A 23,411-nucleotide genomic window follows, 5' to 3' on the forward strand; every position below is an offset into this window, starting at 1 on the left:
AAACCTGTACGTTTCTTCAAACCCAAATTTTAAAATTTGGTTAATTCTTTGCTTAATGTATTGAATTCTTAGTGCCAGTAGATCAGTCACAATCTGGTTTCCAGAACCCTTATGGAGATGGTGGGGGATGTACACCTTCTATCCCAAGATACCTGTACAGCGGCTCGATCCCCGGCTCTTCTCCGAGGAAGTTGGTCAGGAGTACCATGCCGTCTGCCATATTGCCTTGTTCAAGGATCGCGGTTCTGTATGCCATTCCGGTCGTCCGGTTGGTCATACCGTCTTCCTCGAAACGGTCGACGATGTTCATCGCATAGACCTTGGACCAGAGATAGCTGTAGTACCCGGCGTCGTATCCGCCCATCAGGTGGGAGAAACTTGCCGGCTGTTGTGTTCCCTCTGGTGCAGGTATGCCCCGGAACTCTTCATACAGCTCCCGGTAGATCCGGACGGTGTCAACGGGGCCGTCTGTAGTGTGGTAGATCATATCCTGGAGAGAACCGAGGAGGAGTGAGGAGTATGCATATCCTTTTCCAAAATCCTGCGAGGCGATGACCTGGTCCCGAAGTTCAGGCGGGATCACCTGGTGTGGATCTGTATAATGGCCGGAGATCGACTCCATGATGACTGGATCGTATATCCACTCTTCGAATGCCTGGGATGGGGTTTCCACAAAGTCCCACTCGACATAGAATCCTGAGAGTGTGCCATATGGTGCACGGGTGAGGAGGTTATGCGTGGCATGCCCCATCTCGTGGAATAAGATCCAGACTTCATCTGTTGTTAACAGGGCAGGCTTCCCCTCCTGCGGGGGGTTGAAGTTTCCGATGATCGCCGCAGATGGTTCTGCATACCCTTCTTCAGTCATCCGTCCGCCTGTGAGGCCAAAAATGATGAAGTGATTGTACTTCCCCTCACGCGGATAGAGATCAAGATAGAGGTGGCCGATTGTGGTATCATTCACCTCATCGCTGATCCGGAAGAGCCGGACATCGGGATGCCATGCCATCGGATCATGCATCTCCTCAATGGTTATTCCATAGAGGAATTCACAGATCCCAAACATCCCATCAAGCACCCGGTCAAGGGGGAAGTACTCTTTCACCTCATCATTGCTGTACCCGTACTCCTCGGTTCTGTAGATCTCGGTGAGGTAGGTGATATCCCATGGATCGAGTGATTCTGCGCCGGGATCAGTCCGCTGTTTGATGGCAAGAAGGGTGGTAGATTCAGCCTCTCTCTTCTCCTGGAGGGGTTCCCTGAGATCATTGAGGAACACCATCACCGATTCCGCATCTCCTGCCATCCGCCCGTCGATCTGGTAGTCTGCCCAGGTAGCATAACCGAGGTCACGGGCAACCTTCTGGCGAAGCTGGATGGCTTCTTCAAGAAGCGGGATATTGTTCTCTCCCTGTATGGTATGGTCTGCAACAAGCATCCGCCTGCGTGTCTCACTCTCATCTGCATACCTCATGACTGCGATATAATCGGGATAGCTTGTCGTGACGATGTAGTCTCCTGTTTCTGTCCGGCCAAAACCCGCCAGTGCAGATGGGGGGAGGCCGCGGAGTTCTTCCTCTGAGAAGAGAAGGGTTGTGTCATCACTGTTGAGGTTAGCGTTGTACTCTGCCTCGAGTGCAGCAATCCTGTTTTTCATCCCGATGACCCGCTCAAGCCGATCATTGTCGAGGTGGAGCCCCTGCTTCTCGAATCTTCTCACAATAACATCCTGCAGACGTCTCTCATCTGCGGTGCGGGGCACCTGATCTGCTAAAGCAACATAGAGATCCCGCCGTGCATAGGTCTCTGTTGTGAATATCGATGAGGCTTCATCGATGGCCATCCCCTCTTCCCGGACGGTTGCATCGGGATGGACATATCCCATCACTGACATGGGGTATACTGCATCCGTATAATCGGTGATGATGGTATCGAATGCAAGGAAGGTATTCTCAAATGTTCGCTCATCATGTGGGATCCCTGCGATTGCATCGAGCCCGGATCGTGCAGCCGCCTCTGCCTCTGCATAGAGGAGGGGTATCTCATCCGGAGCATAATCAGCCTTCATCGGCTCTTCTGTATGGGTGGCTGGGATCCGGGGCTGCTCATCACTAAGGCATCCCGCTGATCCCACAAATGCACAAAGGAACAGGAGGAGAGAGATCATGAAGATGAGTTTTCCCATGGATCGTCCCGGGTGTATGGGATTCATTGAATAATCATCAGCCCTGAAGATACTTAACTGTAGATCTGAGAACCCTCTCCCTCGTATCCCCGCCCTCTGTATCTTCACCTTCTCAGTCGGTCGGCAGGGGAATCCGAAGAAGATTGACAGGCAGGCATGATCCTGATGAGAAACCCTATCTTCTGCGAAACCAATATTTCTTAATGCTTAATCGTATCTCCATCCGCGAGCGGAAGGAGCTTGGCATCGCCTGGTTCGCCCTCGCAATCGCCTTCTCCATCGCACTCGTCGGAGGCATCTCAGGTGGACGGGTGGACCTCGGGACGGCGGCACTCCTCATCCTCCTCTCGATGCTCACCGTCGGGGTCGGCTTCGTCCTCCATGAACTGGCCCATAAGTTCACCGCCATCCACTATGGCCACTGGGCAGAGTTTCGCAAAGACAACCAGATGCTCCTCGTCGCCGTCGCCCTCGCCGCCCTCGTCGGCGTCGTCTTCGCGGCCCCCGGTGCAACGATGATCTACGGCCCCGGCCTCTCGAAGAAGGAGAACGGGATCATCTCGGCGGCCGGCCCGATCACCAACCTCCTCCTCGCCATACCCTTTGGAATCATCGCCCTTGCAAGCATCACATTCGGCCTCTCCCCGTTCCTCGCCCTCCTCGGCGCAGTCGGGGTCAAGATCAACGGGATGCTCGCCGCCTTCAATATGCTCCCCGTCGGCCCGCTCGATGGGAAGAAGGTCCTTGCATGGAACAAAGGCATCTTCCTGCTCCTGATCGGCCTGTCGTTTGCGCTGCTGATCGGGGCGATGGTGTATCTGTAAATTGTGGGGGGACAAGGACGGTGAGCGTTTCTCACCCATCATTTTTTTGTTGAATCACTGAAAGCCGGCTTTTTATATCCCCAATCTCATGGGTGACAACATCCCATACAATAATCAGGTTTATTGAAAAACAGATGGAACATAAAAGGCATCTGTCTTATATCCAGATAACCTCATCAATGACACCCGGCCGGATTGCGGGATCGAGTGCATGTTCTGCTATCAGCTCGACGTTCTTGCCGAAAATATCCTCAAGATAAAAAATGCATTGCATAAATGTACGAAACCGCTCTTTCTCCCCTTCAAAAGAGACCAGAAGATCGATATCACTCATCTCACCAGCTTCGTTCCGTGCATATGATCCAAACAATCCAATCTTTTTGATACCAAATAATCTCTGAAGTCTCGGCATCTCCTGTTTCAGCCTGTCAATAATCTCCTTTTGACGGAGGGGGCGTCTACCCCCCTCTTCGATTTCATGCATCGCCTCAATTCCCACGATGAAGAGATGCGTATTTCACAGTTAAAAAATCTTCTTCCGGTGAATCGTCACAATGAAGAGGCCCCTCTCCCCGTCATCCAGAAGATCAATATCCGGCCATTCCTGCAGGGCACGCCTGAACCCTGAACCGGGCCCCCGATAGGGAAGCAGCCCCTTAGCAACGAATGATACAAGAATTGGGTTTCTCATGACAGAGTTCCCTGACCGGATTTTTGGAACAGTCAGGTTATTAGGCAGATTGCCGGGACTGACGATCTCAATTCGATTATCAAAGACGAAGAGGCGTATCGGCGCATTGATCAGGTAATCCCGGTGAACGAGAGCGTTTACCAGCAGTTCCTCAAAGACAACCTGCGGAATCTCGGGCACTCCGAGGGCATTGACACTCTGGCCGGCCTGAATTTTATAGAGGCTTCGCATAATGAAGAGGAGTGACCCCCGAAAGATCTCCGGAAGAGGTCCGATAAAATCCTCTGAATCATAAAAGGAACTTTCATGAAAGATCTCCCCGGGATACCGGATTGCTTTTACAATGAATTGCGGTTTGATCCACTCCGGCCGTTCCGTAAAGAACAGAAGACCGGCAAGGGTCAGCATACCGTCCTCCGTCGCCAGGTTCATGTTCCGGAGCAGCCGCAGGAGATCATCATCCGTCTCCGGATACGGGAGATCATAGACACGCTGCAGAAAGGGGCGAAACCGGAGCTTATCAAGGTGATCAATACCTGCCTTCGTCGGCAGCTCATCAGTATGAACCTGGCTGGCACTCTCAAAAATCAAACTGCACACCCAAATCCTCCATAACGATACAGCGGGAATATTCCCGCTTCATCTCCCGGATCCCCCTACTTCTTCCGGATCGTCACCGCGGTCCCAAACGCCACAATCTCTGCCGCACCCGGCATCGTCTCGGCGGTCGTGAACCGGGATGCGACGACGGCATCGGCACCAACCCTGCGGGCCTCCGCAACCATCCGGGAGAGCGCCTCGGCCCTGGCTTCAGCGAGCATCTCGGTATAGGCCCCGATCTCGCCGCCGACGAGGCTTTTGAGACCTGCAAAGATGTCCTTTCCGATATGCTTTGCCCGGACGGTATTGCCAAAGACAACCCCGATTACTTCAACCTCATATCCTGGTATCTCATCGGTCGTGGTGACCAGTATCTCAGTCATACCAGAATATGGACGTATCAGAAAGTAATACCTCCGTTATCAGATCAGGAGAGCTTCGCAAGCTCGGCAGCGATTGCTGCCCCGGCCTTCCGTGCATCCGCAAGGGCTGTCGGGTGGCCGTGTATCCCTTTGAATTCATCCATATTGCCTGCGATGATATTATCCCGGTACTCAAACCCGATATCATTGAAGAAGGCCGTCATCACCGGGTAGGCCGCAGAAAAGACATGATCCCAGTTCTGCCCTGCGGTCGATACGAAGAAGCCCTTATGCCTCCGGGTATGCTCATCATCGAAGGAGAGGTCCTTCTGGATGAACGTCCTCGCCCAGAAGACCTGCCCCCGGTCGATGAACGCTTTCATCTCTGCCGTCACACTCATCGAGTAGATCGGGGAGGCGAGGGCGAGGATATCCAGCGAGAGGATCTCCTCAAAGATTGCGGTCAGATCATCCTCCAGCACACAGACCCCGGTCTTATGGCAGGCATTGCAGCCTTTGCATGATGAAAATTCGAGATCACGGAGGACGATCTTCTCGGTCTCCGCCCCCCCTTCACCGGCACCCTCAAGAAACGCATCAAGGAGCGTCTCGGTGTTGCCGCCCCGCCGGGGGGAGCCTGAGATCCCAAGTGCCTTCATACCCCTTTCATCTCCCGCATCGTCGTGATGACCTCATCTGCAAGGGCGACGGCATCCTTTTCTGCATCCGGGTGATCATGGATCGCCCCCTTCTCATCGACATTATTGACCATCAGATACCGGATATCCTTATTCTTCACATCGATCACATTGAAGAGGCATTTCACCGATGGTATCGCGGCATCAAAGACATAATCCCAGTCCTGGCCGGCGGTTGCAAGGAAGATCCCGATCCGCTTCCCCTTCCGTTCAGGTGGCACAACCGGGAGCTTCAGGACGTACTTCCGGGACCGGAAGACCTGGGCCCGGTCGATGAGGGCTTTTGGCTGTGCGGCAATTCCCATGCAGAAGATCGGTGCCGAAAGGATGATGATATCGGCATTGATGATCTTTCCCTCCACCCAGACGAGATCATCCTTCTGGACGCAGGTGTTGAGCTTCTCGCAGGCGTTACATCCTTTGCAGGGAGCGATGGTGATCTCGTCCAGGGGATACTTCTCCACCTCGACATCAGATTCAGCCCTCATCGCATCGAGGACCCAGTCGAGGAGGATCTCTGAATTGCCATGCCGCCGTGGCGAGCCGGCAAACGCAAGCACCTTGATACCCATACCAGATGGTCATCCTGTACACTGATAAAGACTCGGGATCGCCCTGCCCACCAGGCAGGTAGCCACGAAAAAGAAAAAGGACAGGGTGGAGGTGATCTGGCCTTATGCGAGGTAGTCGTTTGGCGTTGGGATCTGTTCCTTCAGTCCCTTCCGCTTCCGGATACCGATGACGACGTCATTAACGAGGGATGCGGGAACCAGCTGGAACCCGGCAAACTCGGTACTCCACATTGCCCGGCCCTCGGTCGCGGACCTGAGGTCGCCTGCGAACCCGAAGAGTTCGGCAACCGGTGCCACACCGTTGACGACGATCTGGTCGCCTTCGGATTCGGTGGTGGTGAGCTGGCCACGGCGTCCCTGGATCTGGGAGATGGCTGCGCCCATCTGATCCTGGGGGACCGTGATCTGGATCTTCTGGGCCGGCTCAAGGAGCTGGTCATTTGCCATCAGGATACCGGCCTTCACAGCTGCCCTGACCGCCGGGATGACCTGTGCGGGACCACGGTGGATAGCATCCTCGTGGAGCTTGACATCCATCAGACGGATCTTGACGTTCTGAACCTGCTCATCTGCGAGCGGGCCGCCATCAAGTGCCTCATGGAGACCATCAAGGATCAGCTCCATGGTCTCGTTGAGGTACTGGATACCCTTTGTCATGTCAATGAACATGTTCGAGTTGTACATGTCCTTGACGTTCTTTGCCTCATCCTTCTCCATGCCAAGAGCAACAAGAGCATCACGCCGTTCGATGGCGTTCATCGTCATCGAGACGGTACCGGTCTTGATTGCATCGACAATAGTATCCTCAAGAGGCTCAAGTTCGATATAGAACCGGTTGTGACGGTTGGGCGACTTCCCTTCGACAGGCCCTGCCTTCTTCGTGACCGTCTCCCTGTAGACGACGATCGGCTCGGAGGTGACGATATCGACGTTCTTGTCACGGCGGATACGACCGGTGGAGACCTCAAGGTGAAGCTCTCCCATACCGGCGATCAGGTGTTCGCCGGTCTCTTCATTGATATTGACGCGGATCGTCGGATCCTCTTTCGCAACCTGCCGGAGAACCTCGACGAGTTTTGGAAGATCCTTCATATTCTTCGCCTCGACGGCGACGGTCATGACAGGCTCGGAGTAGTGCTTCAGCGACTCAAATGGTACGATATCCTGATTGGAGGTGACGGTTGAGCCGACGAAGGCATCTTTCAGACCGGTGACTGCGGCGATATTGCCACCGACGATCTGCTCCACCTCAACACGGGTCGGACCCATGAAGATACCGACCTGCTGGAGGCGGTTGGGCTTTCCGGCAGTCCCGACAACATAGAGTTCCATTCCACGGCTTATCTTTCCTGAGAAGAGACGGCCTGTTGCCACCTCACCGGCATGAGGGTCAAACGAGATGTCAGTGACCATCATGGTGACCGCACCCTTGTGATCGCAGGAGAGCATCGCCTTGCCTTCAGGGGATTCCTTGTCACCATGCCAGATGATCGGGATACGCCGCTTCTGGGCATCGACAGGGTTGGGAAGGTGCTTGACGACGATGTCAAGGACGACTTCATGGAGCGGGCTTGACTTTGCAAGACCTTTCATATCTCCGGCATTGCACTTGTCAATGACTTCCTTGAAGGAGATACCGCTCTTCTGCATGTACGGGATCGAGACAGCCCAGTTGTAGAGAGCAGATCCGAAGGCGACGGTGCCATTTGCGGCATCCAGTTTCCAGCCACCCTCGTTGTACATCGTCTCGTTCATCCCTTTGATGAGCTTGTTCACCTTGTCAATGACTTTTCCAAGGCGGATCATCATCTGCTGCGGGTCAACCTTCAGCTCGTTGATGAGACGGTCAACCTTGTTGATGAAGAGGATCGGGCGGACACCCTCCTTCAGCGCCTGGCGAAGAACAGTCTCGGTCTGGGGCATCGGCCCTTCAACCGCATCGACAAGGACGATGGCACCATCAACCGCACGCATTGCACGGGTGACATCCCCACCGAAGTCGACGTGGCCAGGGGTATCGATCATGTTGATCAGGTACTCCGTGCCATTGTATTCATGCACCATCGAGACGTTCGATGCATCGATGGTGATACCACGTGCCTGCTCCTCTGCATCGGAATCCATGAAGAGCTGTTTACCGGAGAGCTCCTCTGAGATCATCCCTGCCCCTGAGAGGAGGTTGTCGGAGAAGGTCGTCTTTCCGTGGTCAATATGTGCAACAATACCGATGTTCCGGATGAACTCTGGTTTGTCCATCAGTTCCGAAACTTTCTCTACCATCTTTTTGCCGCGTGACATAGATCACCTAAAAAAGGTATGGATTAGCGGGCGGACTTTGCGATCCGCTCAACCTCTTCTTTCTTTCCGACAGAGAAGCACTTTGAGTCGCCCTTTGCCGCTGCAATAAGCTCATCGGCGAGAACCTGTGATGCAGACCGCTTCGTCTTGTGCGAGCCTCTCCAGACGCCGGTTGCGATATACTTCAGCGCAGTGTTCACCCTGCGGATCGGTGCGGTATCGACCGACTTGGGGACATTGATACCACCGTACTTCAGCCTGACCGTCTCCTCACGGGGTCCGGTGTTGCCGATTGCATCGACGAGAACCTGAATCGGGTTCTGCTTCGTCTTCTGGTTGATGATATCGAAGGCCTCCATGACGGTCCGCGTGCAGAGCTGCTTCTTGCCGGAGTTGTGCTCTACCTGCATCAGCCTGTTGATGAGCCGCTCGACGATCGCCATCGAGGACTTGGTAAACTGCTGCTGGGTGAGCCGGCCGCAGGAGTGCGGAACTGCCGTTGAGGTGATGGTGACGTACCGCTCAAGGCCCGGGTCCTTAATGACGACTTCTGATGGATCCCACTTGTTGAAGAGGAGGATGGAGTTTGCAACAACCTGCTGCTCTTCTTCCTGTACCATGACTTCTTCTGTCACCATGATCACCTGCGCGCCTTCTCCTTGCGTCCCATAACAAGTTCATTGAGTGAGACGTTGTTCACTGCGGTGACGACGAACCGGACACCGGGAATATCTCCCATGGAACGGCCCATACGACCGCCGATTCCCTCTACTGTGACCTCATCGTGTTCATCGATGAAGTTAATCGCACCGTCGCCGACCGCAAAGGCGGTCACCTGACGACCGTTCTTGATGAGCTGAACACGCACACACTTCCTGATAGCCGAGTTTGGCTGTTTTGCCTCGACACCGACCTTCTCAAGGACGATACCGCGTCCCTGTGGCGATCCCTTCAGCGGATCGGCCTTCAGTTTGAGTTCAAGTGCACGGCGTGCGTATTTCGGATCACTCCAGCGGAACTTCTTTGAGTCGCGCTGAAGCTTTCTCGCTGCAAATTTTCCCTGTCCCATGTATATACCTCGATATGCTGGTTTTTGATCCGGTGGAGGTTCCAGAATCTGGAATACTTATTGCGCGGAGGTGTTTTATATACTATCCGCAGACCACACGTTCCTACATTCATGAGTGGTCTTCAATAATAACCTTATACATCCTCTCCGCCAACTGATAACCACATGTCCACCCGCATCTACAAAGAGGTCCACTTCGATGCAAGCCACCGTCTGCTCCATTACGACGGGAAATGCGCCCGATTACACGGACACCGATGGCGCACCGAGGTCTGGCTCGAGGGGACTGTGGATCCACGGACGCAGATCCTCATTGATTACAATTGCATAAAAAAACTTGTTGAGATCTATGATCATCAGGTGATCCTCAATGCAGAGGACCCGATGGTCGCGTGCCTCTCGGAGTTCCAGGATGTCGTGGTAACAGACGGCGATCCGACGAGCGAGCTCCTGTGTGTCCTGATCGCCGATCAGATCGATGAGGCATGCCGGATGATGGGCCTTGACTGCAGGATTACCACGGTCCGTGTATGGGAAGGGGCAACCTGCTACTCCGAGGTCTCCCGGTGAGAGTCTCTGAGATCTTCGTCAGTTTCCAGGGAGAAGGGAGGGAGCAGGGGAAGCGCTGCACCTTCCTCCGGCTTGCGGGATGCAACCTCGCCTGCCGGTGGTGCGACACCCCGGCGACGCAGGACCCCGCAGGTGGGGAGGAGCGCTCAGCAGATGCGATCCTCGATGAGATACGGTCACCGGGAGTCCGGCGGATCTGCATCACCGGCGGCGAGCCGCTCCTCCAGGCAGATGAACTCCTCCCCCTTCTCATGGACCTGGCAGGCGAGGGGTACAAAATCGATATCGAGACGAACGGCACGGTGCCGTTTGGTCCGGTGCTCCCCTGGGCGACGATCTGTATGGATATCAAGTGTCCGTCATCAGGAGAGGAGAGCGATCTCTCCCTCCTCCCCCTCATCCGGCCGGCTGATACCGTCAAGTTCGTCGTCGCTGATCAGGGAGATCTCGATTATGCCGCCGGGATACTCAGGGAGCACCCGATCGCCGGAGAGGTGATCATCTCCCCGGTTCATGGCGCAGACTACCATGCCGTGGCACAGGAGATCATCGGATGGACCCATGATATCCGGCTTCAGCTCCAGCTTCACAAACAGATAGGGATGCGATAAGATGAAAGCAGTATGTCTCCTCTCAGGAGGGATGGACTCGGCCACCCTCGCGTATTATGCACGGGATATGGGATATGCACTCCTCCCCCTCCACATCAGGTACGGCCAGAGGACAGAGTCAAAAGAGCTTGGATGCGCCCGGAGGCTCGCCGCACGCCTGGATGCGGAGCCCCCGGTCGTCATCTCCCTCGACTACTTCAGGGTATTTGGCGCAAGCAGCCTCACCGATCCGGAGATGGCCGTCGAGCGCCATGAGGATGCATCGCCACAGCATCCGACCACCTATGTACCCTTCCGGAATGCGAACCTCCTCGCCATCGCCACAAGCTTTGCCGAGGCACGCGGTGCAGAGGCGATCTTCATCGGTGTCCAGGCAGGCGACTATGCAGGATACCCGGACTGCCGGCCGGAGTTCATCGAGGCATTCCGGAAGGTCATCGATCTCGGGACGATGACGGATACCCCGATACGCCTCTTCGCCCCCTTCGTCGGGATGAACAAGACAGAGATCCTCAGGACCGGTTTTGCCCTTGATGTCCCCTATGAAGAGACCTGGTCCTGTTACGGGGAGGAGGAGCTCGCCTGTGGAACCTGCTCCTCCTGCCACTACCGGCTGGAGGCATTTGCAGAAACCGGCCGGCCGGATCCCATACAGTACCAGGAGCGGCAATGACGACGATCTACCAGGGGAAGAGGCTCTCGGTCGAGCTGCGGAGGGTGGACCTTCCAAACGGGACCAGCAGGGAGACGATCATCATCCACCCCGGCGGCGCCGTGGTGATGCTCCCCCGTGACGGCGATGACTGCTATCTCATCAGGCAGTATCGCCCGGCACTCGGGGATTATATCTACGAGGCACCCGCCGGGACGATGGAGGATGGGGAACGCCCCGAGGAGACGGCAGACCGGGAGATGGTCGAGGAGACACGGCTCCGGGCAGGCACCCTCATCCCCCGGGGTGTCATCAACACGACCCCCGGATACACCGATGAGGTCCTCCACCTCTATGAGGCACGCGATCTCACACCGGCTGATCATCACCATCCCGACGAGGATGAGGTGATAGAGGTCATCCGCCTCCCATTTGCCGAGGCTGAGGAGATGGCTCGGGACGGGCGGATCACTGACGCAAAGACGATCTGCCTCCTCTTCCGCTGCCGCGACTGAGGAATACTCACCTTTATTGGATGAGAAAGAAAAATTATGAACAGTTTTTAATGGTGACTGACCCCCATGGCTGAGACAGAACAGACAGGAAAGGATGAGGCACGGCGCCGGTATGAGTTCAGGAAGATGCTTGAACGACTCCAGGAGAAGGAGGGGAGCGGAACTGAACTCATATCACTGTACATCCCCCCGGATAAACAGATATACGATGTGACGGCACAGCTCCGCGACGAGTTTGGCCAGTGTGCGAACATCAAGAGCAAACAGACGAAGACGAATGTCCAGAGCGCCCTCTCCTCTATCCTCGCACGGTTAAAGAATGTCAAAAGCCCTCCACCACACGGGATGGCGGTATTCTCGGGTGCTGTCAATACCGGAGGGGACAAGAGCACGTTTGAGACGATCATCGTCGACCCCCCCGAGCCGCTTGGTACCTATCTGTACCGGTGCAGCTCAAGCTTCGAGCTTGAGCCTCTCAGGCAGATGCTGGAGGAGAAGTTCGTCTATGGCCTCCTCGTCCTGGATCGGCGGGAGTCGTACTGGGGGTTCCTCCGTGGAAACAGGATCGAGCCGATCAGCGGAACGACCTCCACGGTTCCGGGGAAACAGCGGAAAGGTGGTCAGTCGGCGGCCCGTTTCGAGCGGCTCCGTCTCATCGCCATCAATGAATACTATAAGAAGGTCGGAGAGCGTGCAAGCGAGACCTTCCTTGCGGAGAAGGACTTCTTTGAACGGTTCAAAGGAGTGCTCATCGGGGGGCCGACACCGACGAAGGAGGAGTTTGCCGCCGGCGACTATCTCCATCATGAGGTGAAGAAGAAGATGCTCGGCCTCTTCGATGTGGCATATACCAATGAGAGCGGCCTTGCCGAACTCGTCGATGCCGCCGGGGAGGCCCTCAAGGGTGTCGACCTGATGCGGGAGAAGGCGATCATGTCGAAGTTCTTCAAGGAGCTGACGAAGGACAATGGTGTCGCCGCATATGGTGAGGAGAGCATCAGGAAGAACCTGGAAGCGGGAGCGGTCGATATCCTCCTCCTCTCGACAAAGCTCCGTGAGTCACGCCTTGAGATACGGTGCGGAGCCTGTGGATATACGGAAGAGCGGACCATCCGGATGGAGCCGGGGAAGAAGGTCTCTGATATCGACTTTGGGAACTGCCCGAAATGCACATCGCCGCTCATCCTTGATGCCGAGACCGATATTATCGAGGAGCTGACGAACCTTGCCGATCAGAGCAGCACCACCGTTGAGATCATCTCCGACGACTTTGAGGAGGGGGCGATGCTCGTCAACGCATTCGGTGGAATCGCCGCGATACTACGATACAGGACGGGATTATAGATGTACTTTGAGACAGTTGAACGGATCAGCCGGATACTGAAGGCATGCACCGGTGAGGACGAGCCGCTCCTCGTCGATGGAGGGGACCATGCGGATATCGCATCGACGATCGCCTTCTCCCTTGCAAAGAAGCAGAAGAGGGCACCTGCACAGATAGCAGCCGACCTTGCAGAGAAGATACAGGCGATGCCCGAGGCGGAGGGGATGGGGGTCCTCGCCGTCGGGCCGTACCTGAACTTCACCTTCGGGACGGACTATATCGCCGGATCGGTCGCCGCCGCCCAGATTCCGGGGTATGGCAACCTCCAGAAGAAGCATGAGCGGGTGCTGATCGAGCATACAAGTGCCAATCCCAACGGCCCCCTGCATGTCGGCCATATCAGAAACACCATCATCGGCGACTCGCTCGCCCGGGCGTTCCGCAAAGCCGGCTATCCGTCCGAGGTGCAGTACTATCTCAATGATATGGGCCGCCAGATCGCCATCGTCGTCTGGGGGCTGGAGAACCTTGGGATCGTTCGGAACGAAGGGGAGAAGCCGGATCATTACATCGCCCGCGTCTATATCCAGGCAAATCGTGCCATCGAGGCAGATCCATCGATCGGATCTGAGATTGAGCGATTGATGCGCGAGATCGAGCGGGGGGAGAAGAAGGCGGAGGAGAGCTTCCGCACGGCGGTCGATACCTGTATGGAGGGGATCAGGGAGACGCTCCTTGCCCTCAATACCGTCCATGACCGGACCGTCAGGGAGAGTACATTTGTCAGGATCGGCGATATGGAACGGGCACTCGTCACCCTCTCCCGGCTGGATGAGGCCGAGAATGACGGTGAGCTCTTCTCCCTCAACCTGGCGGCATTCGGGTTTGAGAAGAAGTATGTCCTCCGGCGTGCGGATGGAACAAGCGTCTATGCAGCCCGTGATATCGCCTACCATATCTGGAAGGACAGAAACTATGACCGCGTCATCGATGTCCTCGGAGCCGACCACAAACTGATCGGAGCACAGCTCTGCGCAGCCATGAAGCTGATGGGGGAGCGGCCACCCGAGATCCTCCACTTCGAGTTCGTCTCGCTCCCGGAGGGGTCGATGAGCACCCGTGCAGGGAAGTTCATCACCGCCGATGAGCTGATCGGTGAGGTGACCATCCGCGCCCTTGAAGAGGTGACGAAGCGGCGGCCGGAGCTATCAGAGGAGGAGCGTGCCGCGATTGCCCGGTCGGTCGCCATCGGTGCGATCCGGTATGATATCGTCCGGGTCTCGCCGGAGAAGAGCACCGTCTTTGACTGGAAGGCTGCACTCGACTTCGAACGGCAGAGCGCCCCGTATATCCAGTATGCCCATGCACGGGCATCGTCCATCCTTGCAAAAGCCGGGGAGTTTGAGGAGGTGTACGAGTATGAGGAGCCGCATGAGATCGCCCTTGCAAAGGCGATTGCACGGTTCCCGGCGGTCCTCGATGCCGTCGTCACCGATCTCCGGCCCCACCTTCTTGCAACCTATATCCGGGATCTCGCCGACCTCTTCAACACCTTCTACCGGTTTGTCCCTGTGCTGAAGGCAGAGGGCCGGAGCCGGGATGCACGGCTCTGCCTGGTGCGGGCGACGAAGAACACGCTGAAAGAGTCGCTTCTGACCCTCGGTATCGATGCACTCGAAAGCATGTGATGCCCTGCGCAGGCAGGGATACAACTTCATCTCCCCCCTCTCTTCTGCCGCGGTCAAACCGTGTCTCTGGAGCAAGCGTGCCCTGGCCGGGGGAGATATGTGTTATAAACACCAGTTTTACGGTATCGAGAGCCACCGGTGCATCCAGATGACACCGACACTCCGGTGCAACCAGCGCTGCCTCTTCTGCTGGCGATCCCATGAGCTGCCGGCAGAGGAGGAGAAGGAGCTCCTGCCGGAGGAGATCGTCGCCAGTGTCAGAAAACTCCATAAAAAAGGGCTCTCAGGATACAAAACCCATGCCGGCACGACAGAGGAACGATGGCAGGAGGCGACGGAGAGGCCAAACCAGGTCGCCATCTCGCTCTCGGGTGAGCCGACCTGCTACTCCCACCTCCCCCAGCTTGTTGATCAGTTCATGGAGACGGGCCATACCGTCTTTGTCGTCTCAAACGGAACCCGTCCGTGGGTCATCCGGGATCTCCATCCCACCCAGCTCTATATCTCGCTCGATGCGCCGGACGAGGAGACCTACCGGCTGGTATGCCGGCCGATGGGCGATTATTGGGGGCGGATCCAGGAGAGCCTCTCGTATCTGGCTACCCGGCGATCCGCTCTCCGGGTGACGGTTGTCAAAGGGATCAACGATCACTCGCCGGAGAAGTACGGGCGGATCATCCGTGATGCCGCCCCGACGTTTGTCGAGATCAAAGGATATATGTATCTCGGATACAGTCGAAGCAGATTAGCAGCAGAGCAGATGCCCGACCATGCATATCTCCGATCCTTCGCCGAGGAGGTCGGCCGCCATGCCGGATACAGGATACGGGATGAGAGTCCCGTCTCCCGGGTCGTCTGCCTTGAGGAGGAACCATGAGATTTGATCCGGAAGAGTTCAGGAGACGCGGGAAAGAGGATTTTGAAGGGGCATGGCATGCCGGGACGACGGTGCTCTCAAAGCCGCCGTCCGGCCGGAAGTACCCCCGGTACACCTATACCCGTGCAGAACCGCACCCGGTCTTTGATACCATCCAGAGACTGCGGCAGGCATATCTTTCGATGGGTTTTTCCGAGGCGATGAACCCGGTCATCGTGGAGGAGCAGGAGGTATACCGGCAGTTCGGACCCGAGGCGATGGCTGTTCTTGATCGCGTCTTCTATCTCGGCGGCCTGCCACGGCCGAATGTCGGGATAGCGCGGAAACAGATCGAGGAGATCGAGGCGATTGCCGGGATAGCCATCACTTCTGAGAAGGAAGAGGCGCTCCGGACAACCCTTCATGCCTACAAGAAGGGCGACTTCGATGGCGATGATCTCGCCCATGAGATGGCGGCGGTCCTTGCTATCGATGATGCGGTCGTCGTCCATATCCTCGATGCGGTCTTCCCCGAGTTCCGTGAGCTCGCCCCCGAGTCATCCCGGTCCACCCTCCGGTCGCATATGACGAGCGGCTGGTTCATGTCCCTTGAAGAGTGCTGGAACCGGATGCCCCATCCGATCCGCCTCTTCTCGATCGACCGGTGCTTCCGGCGGGAGCAGGAGGAGGGGGCGACCCGCCTGATGAGCTACCACTCCGCATCCTGTATCGTCGCAGATCCGGATGTCACCATCGATGAGGGGATGGCGGTTGCCGAAGGGCTGTTATCCGCATTCGGGTTCACCGACTTTGAGTTCCGGCCCGATGAGAAGCGGTCGAAGTACTATATGCCGGGAACGCAGACCGAGGTCTATGCCCGCCACCCGGTCCATGACTGGGTGGAGGTGGCGACTTTTGGGATCTACTCCCCGTCCGCCCTCGGCGGATATGGTGTCGGCATCCCGGTGATGAACCTCGGCCTTGGTGTCGAGCGGCTTGCGATGATCATCCATAACGCCGATGATGTCCGCAAGCTCAGCTACGCCCAGTTCTATCCGCCGGTGCTCAGTGACCGGGATCTCGTCCGTGCCATCTCCGTCCGTGAGGAGCCGGCGACGGAGACGGGCCGGGTGCTTGCAGAGGCGATTGCGGCGGTTGCCACCGAGCATGCGGCCGACCCGTCCCCCTGCTCATTCCCGGCGTGGTCGGGTGAGATCGCCGGAACCACCGTCGATGTCACGGTCACTGAGCCGGAGGAGAACTCAAAGCTCCTTGGGCCGGCCTGCGGAAATGAGATCTTCATCCACGAGGGGGCGATCCTCGGGGTGCCGGATACCGAGAAATTTGCAAAGATCAGGGCGGACGGCACCCCGACGGGCATCCGGTTCATCGATACAGTCGCACTCCTCGCCGCCGCCAGGATCGAAGAGGCGGCACGGTGCGGGGAAGGGACGACGGTGCAGGTGAAGATGGCAAAGCTCCCCTCGGATGTGAATATCCGGATCGCCGATCATGCGATGCGGTTTGCCACCGATAATCACAAGAAGATCGATCTCCGGGGTCCTATCTTTATGACGGTGGAGAGCCGGGTGCAGGGAGAATAGGCAATATTTTTTATTTAAATAAAGATCTACGCATAGATAACATCCCTCAGAATCGGCTCGCGGATGAGGGGCTTCAGTGCCGCTTCCGTTACGAGATCGACCTTCCGACCGAAGAGATCTTCAAGATAGAACTTGACACCCATGAAGTTGTCAAAGGTCTTCTTCCCCTCTTCAAATGAGACGAGTATGTCAATATCGCTCAGAGGCCGCTCCTCTCCGCGTGCAAAAGATCCAAAGATGCCGATCCTGGCAATACCAAAGCGCTCTTTCAGGAGAGGTTCGTGCCTGCGCAGGAGATCAAGGGCATTCATTTTCTTCACGATCTAACAGGCAGGAAGCCCACGACTTCAGTCGTGGGGGGAATGCCGTTAAATCTAAATATTCAATAGTCGATGCTAATGTGTGCAAGGCACTTCCTCTAGGGAGACAACGGTTATCATGCACATATCTACGGGCTGTCTATCAACCAGCCTATCGCACTCCGCTCTGTTCCAACCCGGATCAGAGAGATGGAAGGGCAAACCAACGACTTTAGTCGTTGGTAGTTGATAACAACGACTCTTTGGTGGTTTTTGTAGTAAGAGCTATCCCGACTCTGGTTCTGAGGCGGATAGCAACTCCACTTCACCTCTCTGCTGCCTGACTGATATTACCTCGATGATCAGGCGGTTGTGGAGAATAAAGAAGATGAGACGGTAGTTGCCGGAATGCATCCGGTACCGTGGAAGAACGACGCATGATTCCCTGAGTTTTCGGACATTATACCGATGGTAATCAAGGCCATCTGCAAACCCTTCCAGATCGTCAAGAACTGCTGATACAGACTCCGCTGGCATCTCCCCGATCTTTTGTTCCACACGGTATGAGACATGGATTCTGTATTTCATTGCGGTCTCCTCAGATCCCTCGCTCTCTGCGAAGCGCCTCAAGCGTCTTCACCCTGCCAGCCTCGATATCCGCAAGGCTCGCTCTCATATCCTCAATCTCCTCAGCCGAGAGAGGGTCGCCATCATGGGCCATTGTTGCCAGACGGGAGATGAGGTCATCATAGCTCTCCCGTGGATGCAGTTTCAGGGCATCCAGGATCGCTTTTGTCTCACGTGAGATCCTGATGGTCGTCGGGATGGGGGCGGCCATATATGTGTATACAGATGTAGACATTATCAGTTTTACCCTCATGGCACTCAGGCAGTGGGGGGTGCGGATTCGCTGAGAGGGGAGCCGGAGCCGGCCACCCATTGATCAGCATCTCCGGATACTGCTCCGGGTTCTTATGCAATCGTCCTCACGATCCGCTCTTTTGAGAGACGGCCGGCCCACCGCCTCCCCACCAGAAGCAATACGATCCCCATGAGTCCGAAGAAGACCTCTGTCAGGATCGTGATCCCGCCTTCAGGGGAGATGAGCACCTGGAGCCCAAAGACCATGAAGATGAAGAGGAAGATGAAGCCCATCCCGAGGAACTGGTTCTCCCGCATCCCAAGATAGAGCTGTGCTGCTCCGATGACCCCTGCCGATGCGGCGGCATAGATCGGCAGAATGACGAATACATGCACGAGGAGGAGCAGGGGCAGGGTGATCCCGACAGGGGAGAGGAGGATGGCGACGGCGACGGTGATCAGGACTGAGAGGATGGTCATCCCATACGCGGCCATCGAGACACCGATGACCTTCCCCTCCCAGATCTGCCGGAGCGAGACCGGGGCGCAGAGGAAGGTCATGATCGTCCCGTCCTTCTTCTCGCGGAAGAAGGCATCAGAGGAGAAGAGATAGCCCATGAAGATCGCAAGGACCACCGAGAGGTTCGCAAGATGGCCGCCAAGAGCAGTGCCGGGATCGCCGGAGATGCCTGTTAGAACCCCGAGGGTGGTGAAGACCGGGAACCAGATGGCGAAGATGAATGCGGCGACCATGACCCCTTTGTTTCTGATCGCCTGGAGGAACTCCTTCCGTGCGATGACGAGCAGGAGTTTCATGATGCCTCCTCCGCAGAATGAACATACCGGAGATAGATCTCCTCAAGGCTCGCAGACCGCTTCTTCGCCTCCTCGATCCGGTATCCTGCCGCAACCAGGGCGGAGATGAGATCAGCCGCCCGCCCTTCGCCTCCCAGGGTGCAGGCAACCCCACCATCCTCCCGCTCAGCGGCACGCACCATCGGGAGGGACCGGAGAAAGAGGAACGCATCATCGGTTGCCTGCCCCTCCTCAAAGACAACTAGGACCGTCTGTTCCATCCCTGAGGCAGTGAGCCGGGCAACAGAATCTTCAGCCCGGATACGGCCCCCTGCCAGGATCGCTACCCGGGTGCAGATCCGCTGCACCTCGTCGAGATGATGGGAGTTTATGAAGACCGTCATCCCCCCGGACGCAGAGAGGGAGAGGATCAGATCACGGACCATCCGCTGTGCATCAGGATCAAGGCCGGATGAGGGTTCATCAAGGAAGAGGATATCGGGTGTATGGAGGATCGCCCGGGCGATCCCGAGCTTCCGTTTCATGCCGGTCGAGAACGTCCCGACGGGATCATCCTTCCGCTCGAGAAGATCGGTCATCACGAGGAGCTCCTCGATCCGGTCCCCGGGATCAGCAACCTCATAGAGATCGGCATAGAACCGGAGATTCTCAACAGCAGTCTGCCGTTCTGCAAAACCGTTATTTTCAAGGAGGACACCCACCGAGCGGCGGGCTTCATCATCGGTGGCAAGATCGGACCCATTGACGAGGGCTCTCCCGGTATCCGGGGAGAGGAGGCCGAGGAAGAGGTTCATCGTCGTCGTCTTGCCTGCCCCGTTCGGGCCGAGGTACCCGAAGATCTCACCTTTCTCAACGGAGAATGAGACGTCGGAGAGGACATTTCGTCCATCAAAAGATTTGGTCAGGTTTTCTGCTCGTATCATACGCCGCTCCCGTCCAGATGAATGGAAGATACATCATACATCCCCACCCGTATCAAACGAACGGAGCAGCACCGCCGATCCCCCTTTATCCAGGGGTTTGTTGTCGCTGCCGCACTTCGGGGAGAAGATGCAGGCCGGGCAGCCGTCATAACACCGGCATTCCCCGACGATCGTCGCGGCGAGGTCCGCGATCTCCCTGGTGAGATGGTACGCTTTTGCAGCGAGCCCGGCACCCCCGGTATAGCCGTCATAGATGATGATGGCAGGTCCGTCCGCCGCAGGGTGGTACCGGGTCGAGATGCCGCCGATATCGTTTCGATCACAGATGACGAGCCCCGGCATCGCGGCGATGAGGGCATGCTCGGCGGCATGGAGGGTGCCGTCGGGATCGGCGATGCCGTGATCCTCAAGGAGGGAGGGATCAATTGCCAGCAGAAGTGCCTGTGTCGGGAAGGAGTTTGCCGGGAGATCGAGGGTCTCAGAGCCGATGATCCGGTCATACCGGACCATCTGGTACCCGGTGATCGCCTCGGTGACGGTCACCTCGGCAAAGGAGATGACGAGTCCGGACTGGCTGCGGGACTCCAGAATCCGGTCGACCGAGACGGAGGTCGTGGTGAGGGGGCGGGTGAAGTAGTCGGCCTCGAAGAGATCAACCCGGATCACCCCGGCCTCCCCATCCACCGACCGGACAATATAGCTTGTATCCTGGTGGAGGAGGACCGCCCCCGGATACGCCTCCCGGTATGCCTGGGCCGCATCCATCGTCTCGACGAGGCGGCCCTTCTCCATGATCCGGTATCCCCCCGATGCCGAGCCGGTGAGGGTGACGGCCTCGGCGGGGCGGCGGGCTCCGGCATAGACATACCCTTTCCGGGTCCAGGCGAGGAGGCCTTCATCTGCGAGCTCCCGGAGGTGTTCCATCATCTCATCCCCGAAGTACGTGATATCCCCGTCACCGAGCGGGATCTCGGCGGCCGCACAGAGGAGATGGCCGGAGAGGATGATCGGGTTTCGCATATCGACGGCGGCATGTTCGGCGGTGGCGGCGAAGAAGCGGTCGGGGTGGTGCATATAGTACTGATCGATGGGGTCATACCGGGCGACCATCGTCACAAGGCTCTCATCCCCGCTCCTGCCTGCCCGCCCCGCCTGCTGCCAGAAGGAGATGGTGGCACCGGGATAGCCGGCCATCAGGACCGCATCAAGGGTGCCGATATCGACACCGAGCTCGAGGGCGTTTGTGGATACCACCCCCCGGAGATGGCCGGCCTTCAGCCCGGCCTCGATCTCCCGCCGTTCGTCGGCAAGGTAGCCTGCCCGGTATGCACGGAGCCGGTCTGCGAGGGCGGGATCACCGGCAAGCTCCTCCCTGGTCCTCCGGGCGATCACCTCCGCGAGCCGCCGGGACGGGGAGAAGCAGATCGTCTGGTGGTGATGCCGCATATGGATCGCAAGGAGGCGGGAGACCTCGGAGGTGAGGGATGCCCCCGGATTTTGGAGATAAGGATTATAGAAGACGATATTCTTCCGGCTCTGCGGCGATCCGTCCTCTGCGATGATGCGGACCCGCCGGCCGCAGAGCCGTTTTGCAAACTCTTCCGGGTTTCCAAGGGTGGCGGATGCGAGGATGAAGACCGGGGATGCGTCATAGTATGCGAGGACGCGGGTGAGCCTCCGCATCAGGAGGGCGATATGGGAGCCAAAGACCCCCCGGTACCGGTGTGCCTCGTCGATGACGACGAATGCGGTACCTGAGAAGAAATCCGCCCACTGTCGCCGCCATGAGAGGATATGATGGATCTCATGCATATTCGAGATGATGATCCGCGACCCCGACCGGATCCCCGGCCGGGCATCCCGTGGCGTATCGCCGTCATAGACAGCCGGGGAGAGGCCGGCCCCGATGGCCCTGTCAATAGCCTGGAATGCGGCGAGCTGATCGCGGGCGAGGGCCTTCGTCGGATAGAGAAGAAGTGCCCGGCTATCGGGGTCGGAGAGGAGGCGGTCGATGATCGGGAGGGCGAACGCAAGGGTCTTTCCGGAAGCTGTCCGGGTCGCAAGGAGGATATCCTCACCGGCTGATGCCCGTTGATACGCCTCTGCCTGGTGGATATACGGCCGGATCCCTTCATCGATGAGCCAGGACCGGAGGCGGGGATGGAGACGGGCGGGGATCTCCGCATACCGTGCCTCCCTCCCGGAGATACCGTGGATGAAGAGGGCATCCTCGGGGGTGCCGCACTCCTCCCGTATTTTGGTGAGGATCGGAGGCTGCGTCACCGGTACATCTCCAGGTACCGGCGGTGGAGATCGACGAGGGAGAGGACATCCTGCCGGTTGTGCCGGATGATCGGGATGAGGGGGCCGGGGTTTCTGGATCGCCGGTAGGTATCATACCATCCGGGCACCAGCGCACCCGGGAGATCAAAGCCCCTCGAAAGGCCGAGGACCGTCTCCTCGATGGTGGCGAGGCGGCAGTCGGAGAGATCCCGGCCGAGGGTCCGGCGGGTGATATGGAGGAGGTCGAGCTGGTGGGCACCAAAGGGATACTCCTCCCCGTAGTACGCACACCGGTCCGCGAGATAGGGGACATCGAAGCACCGGCCATTGTAGCTGAGGATGAGGGGATCGTCGGGGAGGCTCTCCTGCCATGCAAGGAGGGCGGGGAGCTCCTCGTCAATGTCGCGGGCGAGGAACTGCCGGAGACGGACGGAACCCCCTTCGACTGTTGCGGACCCGATGAGGAAGACCGGCCGGGAAAAGACCCCGAGGGTCTCGATATCAAGGAAGACGAGCCTGCCGGGATCGAAGAGGGCGGATGCCCGGATCACATCCGGGTGGGTCGGGGAGAGGCGTGATCGTGCCCATGCCATCACCGCCCCGGGATCGCCATCGGTGATGAGGGAGAGGGCTTCCCCGGCAGCAGGACGGTACCGCCGGATATGGAGGAGATCGCGGATCGTCCGGCACCCCTTCTGCTTCAGGCTCCGTTCAAGGGCAGGCCCGATCCCCGGCACCAGCCGGAGAGAGCGGAGGAGGTGGGCCCGGGCGGCATCCGGATCAAGGGGGAGGGGTGGGAAGGAGACCGACTCGGCAATCCCGAAGCATTCGCCCTCGGGGGTATCGATCGGATCGCCTGCGATGATCTCGCTGAGATCCGATCCTGCATGGAGATCGCATAACCGCTCCTTCTCTTCCTCGAACCTGCTGTACTCCGAGGAGAAGATGCCGGTCCTCCCGATCCCCGCCCTGAACCGGTTATCATGCTCGATGACCCGGTACTCGTGCCGTGGATCGAGCCGCTCCCTCCAGAGTGAGCGTGCCGTCCTGAAGCCCCCCGCTGTCCCTGCCATTACGTACACCTCGCACGCCTTTACAATTAAACCCGGG

Annotated in this window: 25 protein-coding genes; 9 read left to right on the forward strand and 16 right to left on the reverse strand. The window is 57.6% G+C overall.

Going from position 1 to position 23,411, the window contains the following annotated elements; all coding sequences use genetic code 11:
* Positions 1 to 109 precede the first annotated feature (109 nt).
* Entirely contained in the window at positions 110 to 2,167 is a 2,058-nt protein-coding gene (locus tag J2T58_RS07340) for a M3 family metallopeptidase (RefSeq protein ID WP_253488465.1), read from the reverse strand.
* Positions 2,168 to 2,388: 221 nt separating this feature from the next.
* Here J2T58_RS07340 and J2T58_RS07345 point away from each other — a divergent pair, with 221 nt between their 5' ends.
* A complete protein-coding gene (locus J2T58_RS07345; protein WP_253488466.1) occupies positions 2,389 to 3,009 on the forward strand; it encodes a zinc metalloprotease in 621 nt (206 codons plus the stop codon).
* A 157-nt stretch (positions 3,010 to 3,166) separates the two neighbouring features.
* Here J2T58_RS07345 and J2T58_RS07350 read toward each other — a convergent pair whose 3' ends face one another.
* The 8 genes from J2T58_RS07350 to J2T58_RS07385 all read right to left on the reverse strand — a co-directional run bounded on the left by J2T58_RS07350 (position 3,167) and on the right by J2T58_RS07385 (position 9,299).
* On the reverse strand, positions 3,167 to 3,493 hold the full coding sequence (locus tag J2T58_RS07350) for a nucleotidyltransferase family protein (protein WP_253488467.1): 327 nt from the start codon (positions 3,491 to 3,493) through the stop codon (positions 3,167 to 3,169).
* Between the two features lie 39 nt (positions 3,494 to 3,532).
* Entirely contained in the window at positions 3,533 to 4,300 is a 768-nt protein-coding gene (locus J2T58_RS07355; protein ID WP_253488468.1) for an ATP-binding protein, read from the reverse strand.
* Positions 4,301 to 4,356: 56 nt separating this feature from the next.
* Positions 4,357 to 4,683, reverse strand: a complete 327-nt coding sequence (locus J2T58_RS07360) for a YbjQ family protein (RefSeq protein WP_253488469.1) — start codon at positions 4,681 to 4,683, stop codon at positions 4,357 to 4,359.
* 44 nt (positions 4,684 to 4,727) lie between these two features.
* Complete coding sequence (locus J2T58_RS07365) at positions 4,728 to 5,321, reverse strand: flavodoxin family protein (protein ID WP_253488470.1); 594 nt, start codon at positions 5,319 to 5,321, stop codon at positions 4,728 to 4,730.
* Positions 5,318 to 5,932 carry a flavodoxin family protein gene (locus J2T58_RS07370; protein ID WP_253488471.1) on the reverse strand — a complete coding sequence of 205 codons (615 nt, stop codon included), beginning with the start codon at positions 5,930 to 5,932 and terminating at the stop codon, positions 5,318 to 5,320. Before J2T58_RS07370 ends, J2T58_RS07365 begins: the two co-directional genes overlap by 4 nt.
* Positions 5,933 to 6,034: 102 nt before the next feature.
* Positions 6,035 to 8,230 carry an elongation factor EF-2 gene (locus J2T58_RS07375; RefSeq protein WP_253488472.1) on the reverse strand — a complete coding sequence of 732 codons (2,196 nt, stop codon included), beginning with the start codon at positions 8,228 to 8,230 and terminating at the stop codon, positions 6,035 to 6,037.
* A gap of 23 nt (positions 8,231 to 8,253) precedes the next feature.
* Entirely contained in the window at positions 8,254 to 8,868 is a 615-nt protein-coding gene (locus tag J2T58_RS07380; RefSeq protein ID WP_253488473.1) for a 30S ribosomal protein S7, read from the reverse strand.
* Positions 8,869 to 8,870: 2 nt separating this feature from the next.
* Positions 8,871 to 9,299 (reverse strand): 30S ribosomal protein S12, encoded by a 429-nt coding sequence (locus J2T58_RS07385; protein WP_253488474.1) that lies wholly within the window; start codon positions 9,297 to 9,299, stop codon positions 8,871 to 8,873.
* A gap of 165 nt (positions 9,300 to 9,464) precedes the next feature.
* Here J2T58_RS07385 and J2T58_RS07390 point away from each other — a divergent pair, with 165 nt between their 5' ends.
* The 8 genes from J2T58_RS07390 (at position 9,465) to sepS (ending at position 17,119) form a co-directional block, all read left to right on the forward strand.
* A complete protein-coding gene (locus tag J2T58_RS07390; protein ID WP_253488475.1) occupies positions 9,465 to 9,869 on the forward strand; it encodes a 6-carboxytetrahydropterin synthase in 405 nt (134 codons plus the stop codon).
* On the forward strand, positions 9,866 to 10,480 hold the full coding sequence (locus J2T58_RS07395; RefSeq protein ID WP_253488476.1) for a 7-carboxy-7-deazaguanine synthase QueE: 615 nt from the start codon (positions 9,866 to 9,868) through the stop codon (positions 10,478 to 10,480). The genes J2T58_RS07390 and J2T58_RS07395 overlap by 4 nt, the downstream gene beginning before the upstream one ends.
* 1 nt (position 10,481) lies before the next feature.
* Positions 10,482 to 11,153 carry a 7-cyano-7-deazaguanine synthase QueC gene (gene queC, locus J2T58_RS07400; RefSeq protein ID WP_253488477.1) on the forward strand — a complete coding sequence of 224 codons (672 nt, stop codon included), beginning with the start codon at positions 10,482 to 10,484 and terminating at the stop codon, positions 11,151 to 11,153.
* The gene (locus J2T58_RS07405; RefSeq protein ID WP_253488478.1) at positions 11,150 to 11,647 is read left to right on the forward strand and encodes an NUDIX hydrolase; all 498 of its coding nucleotides are present in this window, start codon (positions 11,150 to 11,152) and stop codon (positions 11,645 to 11,647) included. The genes queC and J2T58_RS07405 overlap by 4 nt, the downstream gene beginning before the upstream one ends.
* 66 nt (positions 11,648 to 11,713) lie before the next feature.
* Positions 11,714 to 12,991 carry a peptide chain release factor aRF-1 gene (gene prf1, locus J2T58_RS07410; RefSeq protein WP_253488479.1) on the forward strand — a complete coding sequence of 426 codons (1,278 nt, stop codon included), beginning with the start codon at positions 11,714 to 11,716 and terminating at the stop codon, positions 12,989 to 12,991.
* Positions 12,992 to 14,659, forward strand: coding sequence for an arginine--tRNA ligase (gene argS, locus J2T58_RS07415; protein WP_253488480.1), 1,668 nt, complete (start codon positions 12,992 to 12,994; stop codon positions 14,657 to 14,659).
* A complete protein-coding gene (twy1, locus tag J2T58_RS07420; protein ID WP_253488481.1) occupies positions 14,640 to 15,536 on the forward strand; it encodes a 4-demethylwyosine synthase TYW1 in 897 nt (298 codons plus the stop codon). Before argS ends, twy1 begins: the two co-directional genes overlap by 20 nt.
* Positions 15,533 to 17,119 carry an O-phosphoserine--tRNA ligase gene (gene sepS / locus J2T58_RS07425; protein ID WP_253488482.1) on the forward strand — a complete coding sequence of 529 codons (1,587 nt, stop codon included), beginning with the start codon at positions 15,533 to 15,535 and terminating at the stop codon, positions 17,117 to 17,119. Before twy1 ends, sepS begins: the two co-directional genes overlap by 4 nt.
* 26 nt (positions 17,120 to 17,145) lie before the next feature.
* Here the strand turns inward: sepS and J2T58_RS07430 are convergent, their stop codons facing one another.
* The 7 genes from J2T58_RS07430 to J2T58_RS07460 form a co-directional block, all read right to left on the reverse strand.
* Positions 17,146 to 17,430: a nucleotidyltransferase family protein gene (locus tag J2T58_RS07430; protein ID WP_253488483.1), complete on the reverse strand. Its 285-nt coding sequence runs from the start codon at positions 17,428 to 17,430 to the stop codon at positions 17,146 to 17,148.
* A 273-nt stretch (positions 17,431 to 17,703) separates the two neighbouring features.
* Positions 17,704 to 18,006 carry a type II toxin-antitoxin system RelE family toxin gene (locus J2T58_RS07435; protein WP_253488484.1) on the reverse strand — a complete coding sequence of 101 codons (303 nt, stop codon included), beginning with the start codon at positions 18,004 to 18,006 and terminating at the stop codon, positions 17,704 to 17,706.
* 10 nt (positions 18,007 to 18,016) lie between these two features.
* Entirely contained in the window at positions 18,017 to 18,256 is a 240-nt protein-coding gene (locus J2T58_RS07440) for a DUF7557 family protein (protein WP_253488485.1), read from the reverse strand.
* 134 nt (positions 18,257 to 18,390) lie between these two features.
* Positions 18,391 to 19,095, reverse strand: coding sequence for an ABC transporter permease (locus J2T58_RS07445; protein ID WP_253488486.1), 705 nt, complete (start codon positions 19,093 to 19,095; stop codon positions 18,391 to 18,393).
* Entirely contained in the window at positions 19,092 to 20,018 is a 927-nt protein-coding gene (locus tag J2T58_RS07450) for an ABC transporter ATP-binding protein (protein ID WP_253488487.1), read from the reverse strand. Before J2T58_RS07450 ends, J2T58_RS07445 begins: the two co-directional genes overlap by 4 nt.
* Positions 20,019 to 20,051: 33 nt before the next feature.
* A complete protein-coding gene (locus tag J2T58_RS11225) occupies positions 20,052 to 22,301 on the reverse strand; it encodes a DEAD/DEAH box helicase (RefSeq protein WP_253488488.1) in 2,250 nt (749 codons plus the stop codon).
* Entirely contained in the window at positions 22,298 to 23,374 is a 1,077-nt protein-coding gene (locus J2T58_RS07460; RefSeq protein ID WP_253488489.1) for a ribonuclease H-like domain-containing protein, read from the reverse strand. The genes J2T58_RS11225 and J2T58_RS07460 overlap by 4 nt, the downstream gene beginning before the upstream one ends.
* Positions 23,375 to 23,411: the final 37 nt, after the last annotated feature.

Origin of the sequence: Methanocalculus alkaliphilus, from assembly GCF_024170505.1 — an archaeon.
Classification (GTDB): Archaea; Halobacteriota; Methanomicrobia; order Methanomicrobiales; family Methanocorpusculaceae; genus Methanocalculus; species Methanocalculus alkaliphilus.